Here is a 19,628-nt window from a genome sequence, read left to right as displayed (position 1 = left end):
CAAATATTCGTTGAAAAGGCTGATTTGGCGCCGCTCAACGCCGGGCTTTGGCCTTGACTACGTTTTGGCCTTAGGCGCTCCTTGCCAGTCAGGCATGGGCGGCGCCAGAATGCCGCTATCTGCCCCGCCTGATTGTAAGGAAGCCCGATGCCTGATCCTGTTGCTGCCAGCTTGCGTCTAGCGCCTGAAGCGCTGACCCGTCCGTTTTCCGCTGAACAGTTCAGCTTCTCTACCACCAATGATCTGGAGCCCTTTCGCGGTGTGCTTGGCCAGGAACGTGCGGTCGAAGCCTTGCAGTTCGGTGTGGCCATGCCACGCCCCGGTTACAACGTATTCGTCATGGGCGAGCCTGGCACCGGTCGCTTCTCTTTCGTCAAACGCTACCTGAAAGCCGAAGGCAAACGCCTGCAGACCCCGGCGGACTGGGTCTACGTCAATAATTTCGATGAGCCGCGCGAACCGCGTGCCCTGGAGTTGCCATCGGGCACCGCCGGTGCCTTCATCTGTGATATCAACGGCTTGATCGACAACCTGCTGGCGACCTTTCCGGCGGTGTTCGAGCACCCGTCCTACCAGCAGAAGAAAAGTGCCATCGACCGCGCCTTCAATCAGCGCTATGACAAGGCATTGGATGTGATCGAGCGCCTGGCGCTGGAGAAAGACGTCGCGCTCTATCGCGATGCCAGCAATATCGCATTCACTCCGATGCTTGAAGGCAAGGCGTTGGATGAGGCCGAATTCGCCCAATTGCCGGAAGCCGAGCGCGATCGCTTCCACGATGATATTTCCAACCTCGAAGAGCGCCTGAACGAGGAACTCGCCAGCCTGCCGCAATGGAAGCGCGAGTCGAGCAATCAGCTGCGCCATCTGAACGAAGAAACCATCACCCTGGCCCTGCAGCCTTTGCTGTCGCCGTTGTCGGAGAAATACGCCGAGAACGCGGCGGTGTGCGGGTACCTGCAAGCGATGCAGGTGTATTTGCTTAAGACCGTGGTCGAGCAACTGGTCGACGACAGCAAGACCGATGCAGTCGCCCGCAAGCTGCTGGAGGAGCAATACGCGCCGAGCCTGGTGGTCGGGCATTCCGCCAGTGGTGGTGCCCCTGTGGTGTTCGAGCCGCATCCGACCTACGAGAACCTGTTCGGCCGCATCGAATACAGCACCGACCAGGGCGCGCTCTATACCACGTATCGGCAGCTGCGGCCGGGTGCGCTGCACCGGGCCAACGGCGGTTTCCTGATCCTCGAAGCGGATAAAATGCTCAGCGAGCCGTTCGTGTGGGATGCGCTGAAGCGCGCCCTGCAATCGCGCAAACTGAAAATGGAATCGCCACTGGGCGAGATGGGTCGTTTCGCAACCGTCACCCTGACGCCGCAGCACATTCCATTGCAGGTCAAAGTCGTCATCATCGGGGCTCGCCAGCTCTACTACACGCTGCAGGACCTCGATCCGGACTTCCAGGAGATGTTTCGCGTCCTGGTGGATTTCGATGAAGACATTCCGATGGTCGACGAGAGCCTGGAACAGTTCGCCCAGTTGCTCAAGACCCGTACTTCCGAGGAGGGCATGGCGCCGTTGACCGCCGATGCGGTGGCGCGCCTGGCAACCTACAGCGCACGCCTGGCCGAGCATCAGGGGCGGTTGTCGGCACGCATCGGTGATCTGTTCCAGCTGGTCAGCGAGGCGGATTTCATTCGTCACCTGGCCTCGGATGAAATGACCGATGCCGGTCACATCGAGCGGGCACTCAAGGCCAAGGCCACCCGTACTGGACGTGTGTCGGCGCGCATTCTCGATGACATGCTGGCGGGGATCATCCTGATCGACACCGCGGGCGCCGCGGTCGGCAAGTGCAACGGCCTGACGGTGCTGGAAGTCGGCGACTCGGCCTTCGGTGTACCGGCGCGGATCTCCGCCACGGTGTATCCCGGTGGCAGCGGTATCGTCGACATCGAGCGTGAGGTCAACCTCGGTCAGCCCATCCACTCCAAAGGGGTGATGATTCTCACCGGTTACCTGGGCAGCCGTTACGCCCAGGAGTTTCCGCTGGCGATCTCCGCGAGCATTGCGCTGGAGCAGTCCTATGGCTACGTCGATGGTGACAGTGCTTCCCTGGGCGAGGCGTGCACCCTGATCTCGGCCTTGTCGAAAACCCCGCTCAAGCAGTGCTTTGCGATTACCGGCTCGATCAACCAGTTCGGTGAAGTGCAGGCCGTGGGCGGCGTCAACGAGAAAATCGAGGGGTTCTTCCGTCTCTGTGAAGCGCGCGGACTGACGGGCGAACAGGGAGCAATCATTCCCCATGCCAACGTTGCCACGCTGATGCTTGACGAGAAAGTGCTGGCCGCTGTGCGCGCCGGTCAGTTCCACGTCTACGCCGTGCGTCAGGCCGACGAGGCGCTGAGCCTGCTGGTGGGTGAGCCGGCGGGCGAGCCGGATGAAAATGGCGAGTTCCCTGAAGGTAGCGTCAACGCACGGGTGGTGGAGCGCTTGCGGGTGATCGCGGAGATGATCAGCGAAGATGACCTGAAAGAGGCAGAGAAGGAAATGGCTGTGGAGGCGCTGGTGGAGGCCAAGCCGGCCTGACAAAAACCTGAGCTTCACCCCGATCCACTGTGGGAGCGAGCCTGCTCGCGAAGACGGATTTTCATTCAGCATTGATGTTGGATGATCGTCCGCTTTCGCGAGCAGGCTCGCTCCCACATTTGCTTGTGAATCGCAATAAAGTGCCATCACTCTGGCGCCAATATTCACACAGTGACCATTCGGCGCCTTCTGGTCTTACTTGACGTACTAGTCAAACTTTTCCTCTATTCTCTGCTCAAGGATATCGACAGTATCACTGGATCGAGACAGCCTCCCCGTGGAGGCTGAATACCGGATTTACCGAGGGTCGCCGCCATGCCGCGCAACCTCTGCCTCACTCGTCAATGTCTAGGTCTTGTGACTCGTATCGAATGCGCCATCCGCCCCCTGGCGGGCGATACGGGGATGTGGACCTTACTCTTCGCCGCCGGAATGGCCGGTGAACAACCTTCAGCCATCAAAGCCCAAGGCCCGTTCCATGGCCCTTTTGTGGCTGAGTCCATCCTCGATACCATCGTTGAAAGCCTGACCCTGCACGGCTATGAACTGGCCGATGACCCGCAGATCTGGTGCCTGCATCTGCAAGCCCAGTTGCGGGAAATCAACGGTGGTCGTTGTCGTAGCGTGGGTGGTTTCGAGTTCCGGCCCGAGCACTGACAGCGCTATTGGGCCTGGCTGGACATGTCAGCCTTGTCGAGCTTGACCTCAAAACCATATTGCACGGTGGCGAGGTCAGTTCGTTGATAGGTTTCCAGGCGCGTGGGTTGACCGTAGAAGTAATGCACGGCGAATAACGCGGGGCCTTCTGTGCTCGCGTCATGGCTGACCGCAAGAATTTCCTTCAGGTAATTGCCGCTGTCATCCTTGGCAAAAAAACGCCAGTCCGGATCGGGAAACACTTTCGAATCCACCACCAGCGCATTGCCCTTGAGTTCAAGACCCTTGGGCAATTGATGGGCATCGAACGTCTGCTTTTCGACAGTGGCCAGAAACAGCGGGATGGAGCCAACCACAAAGGCGGGTGTCTGTGGAAACAGGTTCAGGTCGTAGGTGATCGTGCCGCCCAGGGGGTCGACCTCATACGCCTCTGGTGGCAATTCGATCGACCCATCGCGCTTGCCGCTGCTGTCTTCGGTGAAGAAGCTGACCGGACTATCGCCCGGGTTGAAAGAGCTACCGAGCAATTCATCATTGAAGCTGCGCAGGTGAGTGAACTCGACGCGCGCAGCGCTGGGATCCTCGACCGATTGAGTGATCCTGACGCCTTTTTTCAACTGCTCAGGGGTCAAGGTCGCGCCCTTGAGCCAGGTCGGGGCATTGTCGTCGTAGACTACCACCGGCAAGCTCAGCGGCTGGATGGTTTTCGCCGTGGTATGGCGGTCGAAGCGGCGTACCGGCAGGTCCAGATCCTTGCGAGTCACCGTAACGCCGGAGAAATCCAGCAGGCTGACTTCAAGGGTTTCGATGGTCCCGTTGAAATACACCTTGGAGTAGTGGCGTTTCTGTTGTTTCTCGAAGGTTCGCTGCTCTTCATTGAGCTGTTTTTCCAGCGACTCGCTCCAGAGTTTCTGTTGCTGCAACTTCGCCAGTTGTTTCTGGTAGAAGGCAATTTGCGCGGCATTCTCATTGATCGAGCCTGAGCGCGACAGAAACTGCCCGGTGGCATCCCTGGCCTGGACAATCAGCGGATTCAACGGTGTTTCGGCGATCTCGGGGGCTGGCGGCTCGCTATTGCTGAACTCGATTTCGGCGTAGTTGTCCCCAAGTTTCACCAAGGTGACGCTCAAATTGTCGTTGGTGCGGGTCTGGCCGATGTCCTTTTTCGTCAGGTCGAAGCTGTAGAGCCGGCGCGGTGCAATGACTTCCACCGTGCCTTGCAGGCTCACCGGTTGTGGCTGATTCTTGATATCGACGTCCAGTCCTTCAATGAACGGATAGGTCACGGTCAGGTCGTCAGGGTTGGTCACGTTGGAGCTCGATGGGCTCAACTGAATGCCCGGGTCGGTTTCCGACCATTCCGGCTGGAAGGCGATAACCCGTTTGTTGCTCAGGGTGACCGACTGCCATTGCAGGCCATGGGGAAACAGAAACGCCGCCGGGATGCTGAAGTTGAAGGGGAACACCGGTTGCAGGTCCGTCAGGTAGTCGGAGCTGGAGTCCTTGTGCAGGACGAAAAGGCCATTGATGTACGTGTCAACCAGGGCCTGTGGCGTTGGGTAGTGCTTGAGCACGGCGAGGGCGTCTTCACCGTATTCGGTTTCCACGGGCTTGCTGTCGAGCTTGAGTTGCGCGCGCTCAAGCAGCAAAAGCGAACCGCCCAGTTCGGCCACCGCATCCTTGAGTTTCGGGTCCTCGATGGCATCCAGGGACTTCTCGAACTGCGCAGTCTTTTCCTCAAGGCTGACCTGCCGTTTCTCGTCGCTGGGCGAGCAGGCGCTGATCAGCAGGGCCATGAAAATCCCGGCACTCGTTAATGGCAATCGCCCATCCATTTCCAGTCTTCCTGTCCGATGTCATTTTGCTGTCAATGGTTTGGACACTAGCAGAAAAAATTTGATACACACACGCAGGTAGCGGATTTCCCAATGGTTTCTGGGTATTACAGACGGCTGTTATACTCACGGCCATTTCAAGTCCGCCTGTGAGATTCAATGGAACGCTTTATCGAAAATGCAATGTACGCCTCGCGCTGGCTGCTGGCGCCGATCTACTTCGGTTTATCCCTCGGGCTGTTGGCACTGGCACTGAAATTCTTCCAGGAAGTCTTCCACGTTATCCCCAACGTCTTCTCGATGGCCGAATCGGACCTGATCCTGGTGTTGCTGTCGCTCATTGACATGGCGCTGGTAGGCGGTTTGCTGGTGATGGTGATGATTTCCGGCTACGAGAACTTCGTGTCTCAACTGGACATCGACGACAGCAAGGAGAAGCTCAACTGGTTGGGCACCATGGACTCCTCGTCGCTGAAAATGAAGGTGGCCGCGTCGATCGTGGCGATCTCGTCGATCCACCTGCTGCGTATCTTCATGGACGCCAAGAACGTCGATCCCGAGCATTTGCAGTGGTATGTCATCATTCACATGACCTTTGTGGTGTCGGCATTTGCCATGGGTTACCTGGATAAAGTGACCAAGCACTAAACAACGGCTGTCCTGTTGTTATGCGCCGCCCGTCTGTTGCAAAACAGACGGGCGGCGTCGTTTATGGCTTGTGCTTTGATGCGCCGAGGCATATCCCTGTAAGGGTGTTGGCTCGTCACTGCGTGAGGTGCGCTCATGAACCTGCAAGAGTTGAATGCCTATGCCGTCGCCGGGAAGGTCGATGAGTTGAACCTGATCTCCATGGAAGGAGGCATTTACCTGCTTGAGGCGCGTATGCACGGAGCGGCGTATCCATTGAGTGATGCGCCAGGTCACACGATGCAGTTGCGCTCGGTGGAACATGCACGCGAGGTGCTACGCTCCTTTCCCAAGTTGCACTTCAACCTTGTCCACACCGTCGTGCATGACGAGATGTGCGGGCTGGTTGCCGATGTGGAGGAAAACCTGAAGGTGCCGATCGCCTGACGTCCCTCATCAATGGCATGACATCTGTGCTAGTCTGCTGGCCCTTTTGGTTCCGGGCGCTCCGGGACGCGCTGTGCACGCACGGCCAGTTCCCGAGCCGTCCGCACAGCGGAGCAGTGTCATGTCCGAAGTAAATCTGTCCACCGACGAAACCCGCGTCAGCTACGGCATCGGCCGTCAGCTGGGCGACCAGCTGCGCGACAACCCGCCACCGGGCGTTAGCCTGGACGCGATCCTGGCAGGCCTGACCGACGCGTTTGCCGGTAAGCCAAGCCGTGTTGGCCAGGAAGAAATGTCTGCAAGCTTCAAGGTAATTCGCGAAATCATGCAGGCCGAAGCTGCAGCCAAGGCTGAAGCAGCCGCTGGCGAAGGCCTGGCCTTCCTGGCTGAAAACGCCAAGCGTGACGGCATCACCACCCTGGCTTCCGGCCTGCAGTTCGAAGTACTGTCCGCCGGTGAAGGCGCCAAGCCATCCCGTGAAGATACCGTGCGTACCCACTACCACGGCACCCTGATCGACGGCACCGTGTTCGACAGCTCCTACGAGCGCGGCGAGCCTGCGGAATTCCCGGTCGGTGGCGTGATCGCTGGCTGGACCGAAGCCCTGCAACTGATGAATGCCGGCAGCAAATGGCGTCTGTATGTGCCGAGCGAACTGGCTTACGGCGCTCAAGGCGTTGGCAGCATTCCGCCGCACAGCGTACTGGTGTTCGACGTCGAGCTGCTGGACGTTCTGTAATACCTGACCCTGTAGGAGCGAGCATGCTCGCGATGGGCGTGAACGATAACGCGTGCATTCTGAATGAGCGCGGTGTCCTTGAGTCCATCGCGAGCATGCTCGCTCCTACAAGGGTTTGCGTTTCTCATAGTTCTATCTTGTGATGCAGTTCATTGGTCGGGCGCAATGCCCGGGCATAGCAGAACAGAAACAGGTTTCTCACCACTTCCTTGAGCACCACCGGCTCGCTGGAACTCAAGCCGTTGACGTCCAGGTCACCCTGATCCTGCAGTTCGTTCAAGGCTTCTTCTTCCAGCACTGCACAGACTTCCCCGGTTTCCCGATGCAGGATCCTGAGGTAGGGGTGTGGACGGTCCAGCCAGGCATCGATCAAATAAGTCATGGGTTCTCATCTCCATTGATGGGGTTCAATGAGAATAATTCGTATTCAATAAATAGCAAGGGCCTATTGGCTGATCCGTGATTTTTCTGGGTAAAGATTGCGTAAGGTCAAAACGGCTGGCGTTTGGCTATTGCGAGGGTTCATTGGGCGAGGCGGGGAGGGCGAAGCACCACCCCACGTCAGGACGCGGGGTGGCGTACAGCTGAATCAGACTTTTCTGACGAATTCAGATTTGAGCTTCATCGGGCCGATGCCGTCGATCTTGCAGTCGATGTCGTGATCGCCATCGCACAGGCGGATGTTCTTGACCTTGGTGCCCACCTTGACCACCAGCGACGTGCCCTTGACCTTGAGGTCCTTGATGACGGTGATGGTGTCGCCGTCCTGCAGGACATTGCCCACCGAATCCTTTTTCACTGCATCATCGGACACAGCTTCGGCTTCGCCGCTGGCGGACCATTCGTGGGCGCACTCAGGGCAGATCAGCTGGGCGCCGTCTTCATAGGTGTATTCGGAATTGCATTTCGGGCAGGGTGGCAACGTGCTCACTAAGGCTCCTTGGATTCAGGATCGCTAAAAAGCGCACATTATATAGGGTTTTAGGTGAGAGAGGGGGTGGGACCTGTAGGAGCCGGCTTGCTGGCGATGCATCCAACTCGGTGTGTCAGGAACACCGTGGTGATGCAATCGCCAGCAAGCCGGCTCCTACAAGTGCAGATCAGTGTGTGCGGGCGACCGCAAACTCGCTCAATTCAACCAGTGCATCGCGGTATTCGCTGGCGGGCAGCGCGTCGAGACACTTGATCGCACGGGCCACATAGTCGCGGGCGAGCTGGGCGGTGTAATCCAGTGAGCCGGAGGCTTCCACAGCTTCGCGGATGTTTTCCAGGTCTTCGATACCGCCTTTCTGGATCGCCTTGCGCACCAGGGCTGCCTGCTCCGGCGTACCTTCGCGCATGGTGTAGATCAGCGGCAGGGTGGGCTTGCCTTCGGCCAGGTCGTCACCGACGTTCTTGCCCAGGGTCTCGGCGTCGCCTTTGTAGTCCAGCAGGTCGTCGACCAGTTGGAAGGCCACGCCCAGATGGTCGCCGAAGGTGCGCAGCGCTTCGCACTGCTCAGGTGTCGCGCCGGCCAGGGCTGCCGCACTGTGGGTCGAGGCTTCGAAGAGCATCGCGGTCTTGCCGCGGATGACCTCCATGTAGGTTTCTTCGGTGGTGCTGGCATCGCGGACCTTCGACAGCTGCAACACTTCGCCTTCGGCGATGATGCGCGTGGCTTGCGAAAGGATCTTCATCACCGGCATGGAGCCCAGCTCGACCATCATTTCGAAGGAGCGCGAATACAGGAAGTCGCCCACCAGCACGCTCGGCGCGTTGCCCCACATGGCATTGGCCGTCGAACGGCCACGGCGCATGCCGGACATGTCGACCACGTCGTCATGCAGCAGGGTAGCGGTGTGCAGGAATTCGATGGTGGCGGCCAGCAGGCGCAGGTCGTCGCCTTCGCGGCCGAGGGCCTTGCCACACAGCAGCACCAGTAACGGACGCAGGCGTTTACCACCGGCCGAGGTAATGTAATCGCCGATTTTCGATACCAGCGGCACTCGGGAAGTCAGCTGCTTCTTGATGATGCCGTCGACGGCGCTAAAATCGTCCGCCACCGCGCGGTAGAAAGCTTGGGGTTGCATCAGCGACAGTTGCTCCAGAAGGGTTGCGCGGCATGCTAGGACCCACGCCAGCAGGTGTCAAGGCGCGATGGACGGCCTATTGCAAGGCGCTCGTGCCTTGCGTACAATCGCGCACCCTGAACTTCCTGGGCAGCACCTGCCTTACGCAATTGCAAGCGGGCCTCCAGCCCCATGCAGCCATGCCAGCCAATACCTCTTCTTATAAAGAGCTGGGTGAGCAGGATTATCGGAGAAATACCATGTCTTATGCAGTAATCGTTACTGGCGGCAAGCAGTATAAAGTCGCCCCAGGTGAATACCTGAAGATCGAAAAACTGGAAATCGCTACCGGCGAATCCGTTACCTTTGATCGCGTTCTGTTGGTTGCCAACGGTGACGACGTGAATATCGGCGCTCCAGTTGTTGCTGGCGCTACCGTTGTGGCTGAAGTGATCTCCCAAGGTCGTCACGATAAAGTCCGCATCATCAAGTTCCGTCGCCGTAAGCACCACATGAAGCGTATGGGCCACCGCCAGTGGTACACCGAGATCAAAATCACCGGTATTCAGGCTTAATTACAGCCTAATTCCTCACTAGGAGAATTGAACTCATGGCACACAAAAAAGCTGGTGGTAGTACCCGTAACGGTCGCGACTCAGAAGCCAAACGCCTTGGCGTGAAGATGTATGGCGGCCAGGCTATCAAAGCAGGCAACATCATCGTGCGTCAGCGCGGCACCCAATTCCACGCTGGCTACGGCGTTGGCATGGGTAAAGATCACACTCTCTTCGCTAAAGTCGAAGGCGTGATCAAGTTCGAAGTAAAAGGCGCCTTCGGTCGTCGTTACGTGAGCGTAGTCGCGGCTTAATCGCGCGATCGCTGGAAAAGCCCTGTCTCGCGACGGGGCTTTTTCGTTTGTGGGGTGAGTCTCTTGCAAAACTGTTTGTATGGGCTGCCGGCGCTGGTTTTAGCGGTCGTTGATTGGAGTCGCTGCGCTCATTTTTGCAAGAGTCTTATGTCTTAGTGTTTTTCGGCTCGTCCGTATGGCGAGAGGCGTTGTGTTATGAAGTTTGTTGATGAAGTATCGATCCGAGTAAAGGCTGGCGACGGCGGTAACGGCTGCATGAGTTTCCGTCGCGAAAAATTCATCGAAAACGGTGGTCCGAACGGTGGTGATGGTGGTGACGGCGGCTCGGTCTACATGATCGCCGACGAAAACCTCAACACCCTGGTCGACTATCGTTACACCCGGCACTTCGATGCCGAGCGTGGCTCCAATGGTGGCAGCACCGACTGCACCGGCAAGAAGGGTGAGGATCTGGTGCTGCGCGTACCGGTCGGCACCACCGTGATCGACTCCGCTACCCAGGAAGTGATCGGTGACCTGACCAAGGCCGGCCAGAAGCTGCTGGTGGCACATGGCGGTTGGCACGGTTTGGGTAATACCCGTTTCAAATCCAGTACCAACCGTGCGCCACGCCAGACTACGCCGGGCAAGCCGGGCGAGCAGCGTGACCTCAAGCTGGAAATGAAGGTGCTGGCGGACGTGGGTCTGCTGGGCTTGCCGAACGCTGGTAAAAGTACCTTTATCCGTTCGGTATCCGCTGCCAAGCCGAAAGTCGCCGACTATCCGTTTACCACCCTGGTGCCAAACCTGGGTGTGGTCAGCGTCGATCGCTGGAAAAGCTTCGTGGTCGCGGACATCCCGGGCCTGATTGAAGGTGCTTCCGACGGCGCCGGCCTGGGGATTCGTTTCCTCAAGCACTTGTCGCGTACCCGCCTGCTGCTGCACCTCGTCGACATGGCGCCGCTGGATGACACCAGTGCTCCGGACGCTGCCGAGGTCATCGTCAACGAGCTGACCAAGTTCAGCCCGTCCCTGGCTGAACGTGATCGTTGGCTGATCCTCAACAAGTGCGACCAGATCCTTGAAGAAGAGCACGATGAGCGGGTCAAGGAAATCGTCGATCGCCTGGAGTGGACCGGTCCGGTCTACGTGATCTCGGCCATCGCCAAGCAGAACACCGAGCGTCTGTGTCACGACATCATGCGTTACCTGGAAGATCGTGCCGATCGCCTGGCCAATGACCCGGCCTACAAGGAAGAGCTGGCCGATCTCGATCAGCGCATCGAAGACGAAGCCCGTGCCCAGCTGCAGGCGCTGGACGATCAGCGTGCCTTGCGTCGTAGCGGCGTGAAGTCGGTCCACGACATCGGCGACGATGATTGGGACGAAGAAGATGTGGATGACGAAGACGGTCCGGAAATCATTTACGTGCGTGACTGATTCGTTGCGATAAACTTAAGCGCCGCTCAATCGAGCGGCGTTTTAGTATCTGGAAATCGATCGTTGGTCACGAATAACCACGAATAACGTCACGGGCAGTGCCAGGTCGCGCTGCCCTCAAGCTAAGGTTGAAGATGATGCGGAGCAAGGTGACAGGTGCGCAGCGTTGGGTCGTGAAGATCGGCAGCGCTTTGCTGACAGCGGACGGCAAGGGCCTGGATCGCGCGGCAATGGGTGTCTGGGTTGAACAGATGGTGGCCTTGCATGAGGCGGGTGTCGAGTTGGTGCTGGTGTCCTCCGGGGCGGTGGCGGCCGGCATGAGCCGTCTGGGCTGGACCGCGCGACCCAGTGCGATGCACGAGCTCCAGGCCGCTGCTGCAATCGGCCAGATGGGCTTGGTGCAGGCCTGGGAGTCGAGCTTTGCCGAGCATGGTCGACACACTGCGCAAATTCTCCTGACGCACGATGACCTGTCCGACCGCAAGCGCTACCTGAACGCCCGCAGCACCTTGCGTGCGCTGGTCGAGTTGAAGGTCATTCCGGTGATCAACGAGAACGATACTGTGGTCACCGACGAAATCCGTTTCGGCGACAACGATACCCTCGCGGCGTTGGTGGCCAATCTGGTCGAGGCTGACCTGCTGGTGATCCTGACGGATCGCGATGGCATGTTCGACGCCGATCCGCGCAACAATCCAGATGCCCAACTGATCTACGAGGCGCGTGCCGATGATCCGGCGCTCGACGCGGTGGCGGGCGGTACCGGCGGAGCGCTGGGACGCGGTGGCATGCAAACCAAGCTGCGCGCGGCACGCCTGGCGGCGCGGTCCGGTGCGCATACGATCATCGTGGGTGGTCGTCTGGAGCGCGTTCTGGATCGTCTTAAGGCGGGTGAGCGCATTGGCACCTTGCTCTCGCCTGAGCGCGGCATGCTGGCGGCACGCAAGCAGTGGCTGGCCGGGCATCTGCAAACCCGTGGCACCCTGGTGTTGGACGCAGGTGCGGTGACGGCGTTGTCCCAAGGTAACAAGAGCCTGCTGCCGGTTGGGGTCAAATTGGTCCAGGGAAGCTTCCGGCGCGGCGAAATGGTGGTGTGCGTGGCGCCCGACGGTCGTGAAATTGCCCGTGGGTTGGCCAACTACAGTGCGCTGGAAGCACAAAAAATCATCGGTCAGTCGTCTGAGGCGATTGTCGGTCTCTTGGGTTATATGGCGGAACCGGAACTGGTTCATCGCGATAATCTGATTCTGGTCTGAAGGAATACCTGATGCGCATGGCAAAAGGATTGTTGGGGTTGCTGTTGGCGATGCCGCTGCTGGCGTCGGCTGAGGAAATTGGCCAGGTGTCGACGGTGTTCAAGTTTGTCGGCCCGAACGATCGCATCGTGGTCGAGGCGTTTGACGATCCCAAGGTCGAGGGTGTGACGTGCTACCTGTCGCGCGCCAAGACCGGGGGTGTGAAGGGTGGGCTTGGATTGGCCGAGGATCGTGCCGAGGCGTCCATTGCCTGTCGTCAGGTCGGGCCCATCAGCTTCAAGGGTGAGCTCAAGGACGGTGACGAGGTGTTCAAGGAGCGTACCTCCCTGGTGTTCAAGACCATGCAGGTGGTGCGATTCCTCGATAAGAAGCGCAATACGCTGGTGTATCTGGTGTACAGCGATCGGTTGATCGAGGGCAGTCCGCAGAATGCGGTGACAGCGATTCCGATTTTGCCTTGGGCGAGCGCTCAATAAGTAAACGAAAATCCAAGTGTGGGAGCGGGCTTGCTCGCGAAAGCGCAGTGTCAGTCGATGCAGGTGTCGCCTGATGCGCCGCTTTCGCGAGCAAGCCCGCTCCCACACTTGTTTTGTGTGTTCATCAAGTCGCAGGCAATAAAAAACCGACCCTGAGGTCGGTTTTTTAATGAACGAGTCGCTTAGGCAGCAGCGGCAACGTTCAGGGCCTTTACGTGGCCATTCAGGCGGCTCTTATGACGAGCAGCCTTGTTCTTGTGGATGATGCCTTTATCGGCCATACGGTCGATAACTGGCACAGCCAGAACGTAAGCAGCTTGAGCTTTTTCAGCGTCTTTTGCGTCGATGGCCTTAACTACATTCTTGATGTAGGTACGAACCATGGAACGCAGGCTGGCGTTGTGGCTGCGACGCTTCTCAGCCTGTTTTGCACGTTTTTTGGCGGAAGGTGAGTTGGCCACCGTCGAGCTCCTCGAAAGACTTTTTAGGAAATAGCAAACAAAATAGGCCGCGAATCATGCCGATGAGTTGAGGTCTTGTCAAGGGCGGTTGAAACGTTCCGCTAAGTGGTAGGTGCAACACCTCTGGATATTTCTTTCCAGCGTGCGACCTGTAAACTCGCGAGCTTTGGCTCTGTGCTGTTGCGGCGCGGAGTATCGCATAAGTAGGCGCGTAGTTCGCCTGCTGTTTATCGACAGGCACGAACTCTTTTAATGAATCTGCTCAAATCGTTGGCCGCTGTCAGCTCTATCACGATGCTTTCCCGGGTTTTGGGGTTTGTTCGTGACACCCTTATTGCACGTGCATTCGGCGCGGGAATGGCGACCGACGCCTTTTTCATCGCCTTCAAGTTGCCCAACCTGTTGCGGCGGATTTTTGCCGAAGGGGCGTTTTCCCAGGCATTCGTACCGATTCTGGCCGAATACAAAAGCCAGAAGGGCGATGAGGCGACGCGAACCTTCATTGCCTATGTTTCTGGCCTGCTGACACTGGTGCTGGCGCTCGTCACGGCGTTGGGCATGCTTGCCGCCCCCTGGGTCATCTGGGTGACCGCGCCGGGTTTCACCAATACGCCGGAGAAGTTCGAGCTGACCACCAGCTTGCTGCGAGTGACCTTTCCGTACATCTTGCTGATTTCCCTGTCCTCATTGGCTGGCGCGATCCTTAACACCTGGAACCGCTTTTCTGTGCCGGCGTTTGTGCCGACCCTGCTGAACGTCAGCATGATTATCTTTGCGCTGTTCCTGACGCCGTATTTCGATCCGCCGGTGATGGCGCTGGGCTGGGCGGTGCTGGCGGGCGGCCTGGCGCAGTTGCTTTACCAACTGCCACACCTGAAAAAAATCGGCATGCTGGTCCTGCCGCGCCTGAGTTTGCGCGACAGCGGCGTCTGGCGGGTGATGAAGCAGATGCTGCCGGCGATTCTCGGGGTGTCGGTGAGTCAAATCTCGTTGATCATCAACACCATCTTTGCGTCCTTCCTGGTTGCCGGCTCGGTGTCCTGGATGTACTACGCCGACCGCCTGATGGAGTTGCCGTCCGGTGTGCTGGGCGTGGCATTGGGCACGATTCTGCTGCCGACCCTGGCCAAGACCTACGCCAGCCAGGACCGCCAGGAATATTCGCGAATCCTCGATTGGGGCCTGCGCCTGTGTTTCGTGCTGGTATTGCCTTGTGCCCTGGCGTTGGGGATTCTGGCCGAGCCGCTGACGGTTTCACTGTTCCAGTACGGTCAGTTCGATGCCCATGACGCGGCCATGACCCAGCGTGCGCTGATTGCCTACTCTGTCGGTTTGCTCGGGATTATCGTGATCAAAGTACTGGCGCCAGGCTTTTATGCGCAACAAAACATCCGCACGCCGGTAAAAATCGCGATTTTCACCCTGGTGGTCACCCAGTTGTTCAACCTGCTGTTGATCGGCCCGCTGGCCCATGCCGGCCTTGCGCTTGCCATCAGTGCCGGTGCCTGCCTGAATGCCGGGCTGCTGTTCTATCAACTGCGCAAGCAGCAGATGTACCAGCCGCAACCGGGTTGGGCGAAGTTTGGCTTCAAGCTGGTGGTCGCGGTGACGGTGATGTCCGCTGTGCTGCTGGCGGGGATGCATTTCATGCCCGCCTGGGGCGAAGGGCAGATGCTTGAGCGGTTCCTGCGCCTGGGCGCTTTGGTCATCGCCGGTGTGGTGGCTTATTTCGGCATGTTAGTGTTGATGGGCTTCAGGTTGCGCGACTTCAATCGCAAGGCGCTTGGCTAAAGCCAGGGCCTCGATAAACATGGGCGAGTCGGCGTTTTTGTCGGCTCGATTACTTTGGGATACGGTGTTGCCTGTCGTCGGCCGCCGGGTGTGGTTATAATCGACCACTTTATGAGCAAGAAGCGCGTTATGCAGCTGGTTCGAGGCCTCCACAATCTGCGCCCCCAGCATCGGGGCTGTGTCGCCACTATTGGCAACTTTGACGGTGTACACCGTGGCCACCAGGCTATCCTGGCGCGGCTGCGCGAGCGTGCGCTCGAGTTGGGCGTGCCCAGCTGCGTGGTTATTTTCGAGCCGCAGCCCCGGGAATTCTTCGCCCCTGACACGGCGCCAGCGCGTCTGGCCCGGCTGCGTGACAAGCTGCAGCTGTTGGCTGCCGAAGGGGTCGACCGAGTCCTGTGCCTGGCATTCAACCAGCGCCTGAGCAAGCTCAGCGCCAGTGAGTTCGTCGAAACCATCCTGGTTGACGGTCTCGGCGTGCAGCACCTTGAAGTCGGCGACGACTTCCGTTTTGGCTGTGACCGGGCAGGGGATTTCGATTTCCTGCAACAGGCTGGCGTCATGCAGGGTTTCACCGTCGAAGCGGCGCAAACCGTCGAGCTCGATGGCATTCGCGTCAGCAGCACCCAGGTGCGTAATGCGCTGGCCGCTGCTGATTTCGCCCTCGCGGAGCGTTTACTGGGCCGTCCATACCGGATCGCCGGTCGCGTGTTGCATGGCCAGAAGCTGGCCCGGCAGTTGGGTACGCCCACCGCCAATATCCAGCTCAAGCGTCGTCGCGTGCCGCTGACCGGGGTTTATCTGGTCAGTATCGACCTGGACGGCAAGACCTGGCCTGGCGTCGCCAATATCGGCGTTCGACCCACGGTCCAGGGAGATGGCAGAGCCCACCTCGAAGTACATCTTTTAGATTTTGCCGGCGATCTGTATGACCGGCGTATGACGGTGGTTTTCCACCAAAAGCTGCGTGAAGAGCAGCGTTTCGCCTCTCTGGAGGCGCTTAAGACGGCGATCAATGCGGATGTCGCCGCCGCCCGTGCCCTGTCGCACCTAGCGCCAATCGCTAATGAAGAGCCTTAAATGACCGACTATAAAGCCACGCTAAACCTTCCGGACACCGCCTTCCCAATGAAGGCCGGCCTGCCTCAGCGCGAACCGCAGATTCTGCAGCGCTGGGACAGCATTGGCCTGTACGGAAAGTTGCGCGAGATTGGCAAGGATCGTCCGAAGTTCGTCCTGCACGACGGTCCTCCATACGCCAACGGCACGATTCACATCGGTCACGCACTGAACAAGATTCTGAAGGACATGATCATTCGTTCGAAGACCCTGTCGGGCTTCGATGCGCCTTATGTTCCGGGTTGGGACTGCCATGGCCTGCCGATCGAGCACAAGGTCGAAGTGACCCACGGCAAGAACCTGGGCGCGGACAAGACCCGCGAACTGTGCCGTGCCTACGCCACCGAGCAGATCGAAGGGCAGAAATCCGAATTCATCCGTCTAGGCGTGCTGGGCGACTTCGCCAACCCGTACAAGACCATGGATTTCAAGAACGAGGCCGGTGAAATCCGTGCCCTCGCCGAAATCGTCAAGGGCGGTTTCGTGTTCAAGGGCCTCAAGCCTGTGAACTGGTGCTTCGATTGCGGTTCGGCCCTGGCCGAGGCGGAAGTCGAGTACGAGAACAAGAAGTCCTCGACCATCGACGTCGCATTCCCGATTGCCGATGAAGCCAAGCTGGCTGCCGCGTTCGGTCTGCCTTCGCTGGACAAACCCGCGTCGATCGTGATCTGGACCACCACCCCGTGGACCATCCCGGCCAACCAGGCGCTGAACGTCCACCCTGAATTCAACTACGCCCTGGTCGATGTCGGCGACAAACTGCTGGTGTTGGCTGAAGAGCTGGTCGAGTCATGCCTGGCACGCTACAGCCTGGAAGGTTCGGTCATTGCGATTGCCTCGGGCAAAGCGCTGGAACTGATCAACTTCCGCCACCCGTTCTACGATCGCCTGTCGCCTGTCTACCTGGCTGACTATGTCGAACTGGGCGCCGGCACCGGCGTGGTTCACTCTGCCCCGGCCTACGGTGTGGACGACTTCGTGACCTGCAAGAAATACGGCATGGTCAACGATGACATCCTCAACCCGGTACAAAGCAACGGCGTCTACGCGACCTCGCTGGAATTCTTCGGCGGCCAGTTCATCTGGAAGGCCAACCCGGCCATCGTCGACAAGCTGACCGAAGTGGGCGCGCTGCTGCACACGACCATCATCGAACATAGCTACATGCACTGCTGGCGCCACAAGACTCCGCTGATCTACCGTGCCACCGCGCAGTGGTTCATCGGCATGGACAAGCAGCCAACCACCGGCGACACCCTGCGCCAGCGCTCGCTCAAAGCCATTGAAGAAACCCAGTTCGTACCGGCCTGGGGCCAGGCGCGACTGCACTCGATGATTGCCAACCGTCCGGACTGGTGCATCTCCCGCCAGCGCAATTGGGGTGTGCCGATCCCGTTCTTCCTGAACAAGGAAAGCGGCGAACTGCACCCACGCACCGTCGAATTGATGGAAGAAGTTGCCAAGCGCGTCGAAGTCGAAGGCATCGAGGCCTGGTTCAAGCTGGACGCCGCCGAGCTGCTGGGCGATGAAGCGCCACAGTACGACAAGATCAGCGACACCCTCGACGTCTGGTTCGACTCGGGTACCACCCACTGGCACGTCCTGCGCGGTTCGCACCCGATGGGCCACGAAAGCGGTCCACGCGCCGACCTGTACCTGGAAGGTTCGGACCAGCACCGCGGCTGGTTCCATTCGTCGCTGCTGACCGGTTGCGCCATCGACAACCACGCGCCGTATCGCGAGCTGCTGACCCACGGTTTCACCGTTGACGAGTCCGGCCGCAAGATGTCCAAGTCGTTGGGCAACGTCATTGCACCGCAGAAGGTCAACGACACCCTGGGTGCCGATATCATGCGCCTGTGGGTCGCTTCTACCGACTACTCCGGTGAAATGGCAGTGTCCGAGCAGATCCTGCAACGCAGTGCGGACGCCTACCGGCGTATCCGTAACACCGCGCGTTTCCTGCTCTCGAACCTGACCGGCTTCAACCCGGCCACCGACCTGCTGCCGGCCGAAGAAATGCTGGCACTGGACCGTTGGGCCGTGGATCGCACCCTGCTGCTGCAACGTGAGCTGCAAGAGCACTACGGTGAATACCGCTTCTGGAACGTGTACTCGAAGATCCACAACTTCTGCGTGCAGGAGCTGGGCGGTTTCTACCTGGACATCATCAAGGACCGCCAGTACACCACGGGTGCCGACAGCAAGGCCCGTCGTTCGTGCCAGACCGCGCTGTTCCACATCTCCGAAGCGCTGGTGCGCTGGATCGCCCCGATCCTGGCGTTTACCGCCGACGAGCTGTGGCAATACCTGCCGGGCGAGCGCAACGAGTCCGTCATGCTCAACACCTGGTACGAAGGCCTGAGCGAACTGCCGGAAGGCTTCGAGCTGGGTCGCGCCTACTGGGACCGCATCATGGAAGTGAAGGTCGCGGTCAACAAAGAGATGGAAATCCAGCGCGCGGCCAAGGCCGTCGGTGGCAACCTGCAAGCCGAAGTGACGCTGTTCGCCGAAGACGCGCTGAGCGCCGACCTGGCCAAGCTGAGCAACGAACTGCGTTTCGTCCTGATCACCTCCACCGCCAGCGTTGCACCTTTTGTTCAGGCGCCAGCGGACGCGGTAGTCACCGAAGTCAGCGGCTTGAAGCTGAAAATCGTCAAGTCGGCCTTCGCCAAGTGCGCCCGTTGCTGGCATTGCCGTGAAGACGTCGGCGTGAACCCGGAGCATCCGGAAATCTGCGGTCGTTGCGTCGACAACATCAGCGGCGCGGGCGAGGTTCGTCACTATGCCTAATGCCGTTGGCCGTTTTGGGCGGCTGGGCTGGCTCTGGTTGAGTTTGCTGGTCCTGGTCATCGACCAGGCCAGTAAGTTCTACTTCGAAGGCTCGTTGGAGATGTACCAGCAAATCGTGGTGATCCCCGATTACTTCAGCTGGACCCTGGCCTACAACACCGGCGCGGCATTCAGCTTCCTGGCTGACAGCTCCGGCTGGCAGCGCTGGTTGTTTGCCCTGATCGCGATGGTGGTCAGTGCCGTGCTGGTGGTGTGGCTAAAGCGTCTGGGACGTAACGAAACCTGGGTGGCCATCGCGTTGGCGTTGGTGCTGGGTGGCGCGCTGGGCAATTTGTATGACCGCATAGCCTTGGGCCATGTGATCGATTTCATTCTGGTGCATTGGCAGAATCGCTGGTATTTCCCGGCTTTCAACTTTGCCGACAGTGCAATCACGGTTGGTGCTGTAATGCTGGCACTGGATATGTTCAAAAGTAAAAAGACCGGAGAAACCGTTCATGACTGAA

19 protein-coding genes are annotated in these 19,628 nt (G+C 59.0%); 14 read left to right on the top strand and 5 right to left on the bottom strand.

Annotated features, from left to right (window positions below):
- The first annotated feature begins 147 nt into the window (after positions 1–147).
- Complete coding sequence (locus tag PSUM_RS24835) at positions 148–2,586, top strand: Lon protease family protein (protein ID WP_020798659.1); 2,439 nt, start codon at positions 148–150, stop codon at positions 2,584–2,586.
- Between the two features lie 315 nt (positions 2,587–2,901).
- The gene (locus PSUM_RS24830; RefSeq protein ID WP_008058253.1) at positions 2,902–3,243 is read left to right on the top strand and encodes a PA4575 family protein; all 342 of its coding nucleotides are present in this window, start codon (positions 2,902–2,904) and stop codon (positions 3,241–3,243) included.
- A gap of 5 nt (positions 3,244–3,248) precedes the next feature.
- Here the strand turns inward: PSUM_RS24830 and PSUM_RS24825 are convergent, their stop codons facing one another.
- On the bottom strand, positions 3,249–5,078 hold the full coding sequence (locus PSUM_RS24825; RefSeq protein WP_033045239.1) for a hypothetical protein: 1,830 nt from the start codon (positions 5,076–5,078) through the stop codon (positions 3,249–3,251).
- A gap of 159 nt (positions 5,079–5,237) precedes the next feature.
- Between PSUM_RS24825 and PSUM_RS24820 the strand changes: the two genes are divergently transcribed.
- The 3 genes from PSUM_RS24820 to bamJ all read left to right on the top strand — a co-directional run bounded on the left by PSUM_RS24820 (position 5,238) and on the right by bamJ (position 6,891).
- Positions 5,238–5,726, top strand: coding sequence for a TIGR00645 family protein (locus tag PSUM_RS24820; RefSeq protein ID WP_007970904.1), 489 nt, complete (start codon positions 5,238–5,240; stop codon positions 5,724–5,726).
- Positions 5,727–5,861: 135 nt separating this feature from the next.
- Entirely contained in the window at positions 5,862–6,152 is a 291-nt protein-coding gene (locus PSUM_RS24815; protein WP_020798656.1) for a DUF6482 family protein, read from the top strand.
- Positions 6,153–6,273: 121 nt separating this feature from the next.
- The gene (gene bamJ, locus PSUM_RS24810) at positions 6,274–6,891 is read left to right on the top strand and encodes a BamJ family beta-barrel-assembly machinery protein (protein WP_020798655.1); all 618 of its coding nucleotides are present in this window, start codon (positions 6,274–6,276) and stop codon (positions 6,889–6,891) included.
- Between the two features lie 124 nt (positions 6,892–7,015).
- Here bamJ and PSUM_RS24805 read toward each other — a convergent pair whose 3' ends face one another.
- The 3 genes from PSUM_RS24805 to PSUM_RS24795 all read right to left on the bottom strand — a co-directional run bounded on the left by PSUM_RS24805 (position 7,016) and on the right by PSUM_RS24795 (position 8,960).
- Positions 7,016–7,273, bottom strand: coding sequence for a PA4570 family protein (locus PSUM_RS24805; protein WP_020798654.1), 258 nt, complete (start codon positions 7,271–7,273; stop codon positions 7,016–7,018).
- 207 nt (positions 7,274–7,480) lie between these two features.
- Positions 7,481–7,822 (bottom strand): zinc ribbon domain-containing protein YjdM, encoded by a 342-nt coding sequence (locus PSUM_RS24800; protein ID WP_020798653.1) that lies wholly within the window; start codon positions 7,820–7,822, stop codon positions 7,481–7,483.
- 169 nt (positions 7,823–7,991) lie between these two features.
- A complete protein-coding gene (locus PSUM_RS24795) occupies positions 7,992–8,960 on the bottom strand; it encodes a polyprenyl synthetase family protein (protein WP_020798652.1) in 969 nt (322 codons plus the stop codon).
- 239 nt (positions 8,961–9,199) lie between these two features.
- On the opposite strand from PSUM_RS24795, the gene rplU reads away from it, so the two are divergent.
- The 5 genes from rplU to PSUM_RS24770 all read left to right on the top strand — a co-directional run bounded on the left by rplU (position 9,200) and on the right by PSUM_RS24770 (position 12,958).
- Complete coding sequence (rplU, locus tag PSUM_RS24790; protein ID WP_003176051.1) at positions 9,200–9,514, top strand: 50S ribosomal protein L21; 315 nt, start codon at positions 9,200–9,202, stop codon at positions 9,512–9,514.
- 35 nt (positions 9,515–9,549) lie between these two features.
- A complete protein-coding gene (gene rpmA / locus PSUM_RS24785) occupies positions 9,550–9,807 on the top strand; it encodes a 50S ribosomal protein L27 (protein ID WP_003281574.1) in 258 nt (85 codons plus the stop codon).
- A 195-nt stretch (positions 9,808–10,002) separates the two neighbouring features.
- Positions 10,003–11,226: an Obg family GTPase CgtA gene (gene cgtA / locus PSUM_RS24780; RefSeq protein WP_020798650.1), complete on the top strand. Its 1,224-nt coding sequence runs from the start codon at positions 10,003–10,005 to the stop codon at positions 11,224–11,226.
- Positions 11,227–11,363: 137 nt separating this feature from the next.
- The gene (gene proB, locus PSUM_RS24775) at positions 11,364–12,482 is read left to right on the top strand and encodes a glutamate 5-kinase (protein WP_033041014.1); all 1,119 of its coding nucleotides are present in this window, start codon (positions 11,364–11,366) and stop codon (positions 12,480–12,482) included.
- A gap of 11 nt (positions 12,483–12,493) precedes the next feature.
- Positions 12,494–12,958, top strand: a complete 465-nt coding sequence (locus tag PSUM_RS24770) for a CreA family protein (protein WP_033041012.1) — start codon at positions 12,494–12,496, stop codon at positions 12,956–12,958.
- A gap of 182 nt (positions 12,959–13,140) precedes the next feature.
- On the opposite strand, the gene rpsT is transcribed toward PSUM_RS24770, so the two are convergent.
- The gene (rpsT, locus tag PSUM_RS24765; RefSeq protein WP_020798646.1) at positions 13,141–13,419 is read right to left on the bottom strand and encodes a 30S ribosomal protein S20; all 279 of its coding nucleotides are present in this window, start codon (positions 13,417–13,419) and stop codon (positions 13,141–13,143) included.
- Between the two features lie 252 nt (positions 13,420–13,671).
- On the opposite strand from rpsT, the gene murJ reads away from it, so the two are divergent.
- The 4 genes from murJ to lspA all read left to right on the top strand — a co-directional run bounded on the left by murJ (position 13,672) and on the right by lspA (position 19,627).
- Positions 13,672–15,210 (top strand): murein biosynthesis integral membrane protein MurJ, encoded by a 1,539-nt coding sequence (murJ, locus tag PSUM_RS24760; protein WP_020798645.1) that lies wholly within the window; start codon positions 13,672–13,674, stop codon positions 15,208–15,210.
- A 129-nt stretch (positions 15,211–15,339) separates the two neighbouring features.
- A complete protein-coding gene (ribF, locus tag PSUM_RS24755) occupies positions 15,340–16,290 on the top strand; it encodes a bifunctional riboflavin kinase/FAD synthetase (protein ID WP_020798644.1) in 951 nt (316 codons plus the stop codon).
- The gene (ileS, locus tag PSUM_RS24750; RefSeq protein WP_020798643.1) at positions 16,291–19,122 is read left to right on the top strand and encodes an isoleucine--tRNA ligase; all 2,832 of its coding nucleotides are present in this window, start codon (positions 16,291–16,293) and stop codon (positions 19,120–19,122) included.
- Positions 19,115–19,627, top strand: a complete 513-nt coding sequence (lspA, locus tag PSUM_RS24745; RefSeq protein WP_020798642.1) for a signal peptidase II — start codon at positions 19,115–19,117, stop codon at positions 19,625–19,627. Before ileS ends, lspA begins: the two co-directional genes overlap by 8 nt.
- Position 19,628 lies beyond the last annotated feature (1 nt).

Origin of the sequence: Pseudomonas umsongensis (genome assembly GCF_002236105.1) — a bacterium.
Classification (GTDB): Bacteria; Pseudomonadota; Gammaproteobacteria; order Pseudomonadales; family Pseudomonadaceae; genus Aquipseudomonas; species Aquipseudomonas umsongensis.
This window is presented reverse-complemented; position numbering and strand designations above follow the sequence as displayed.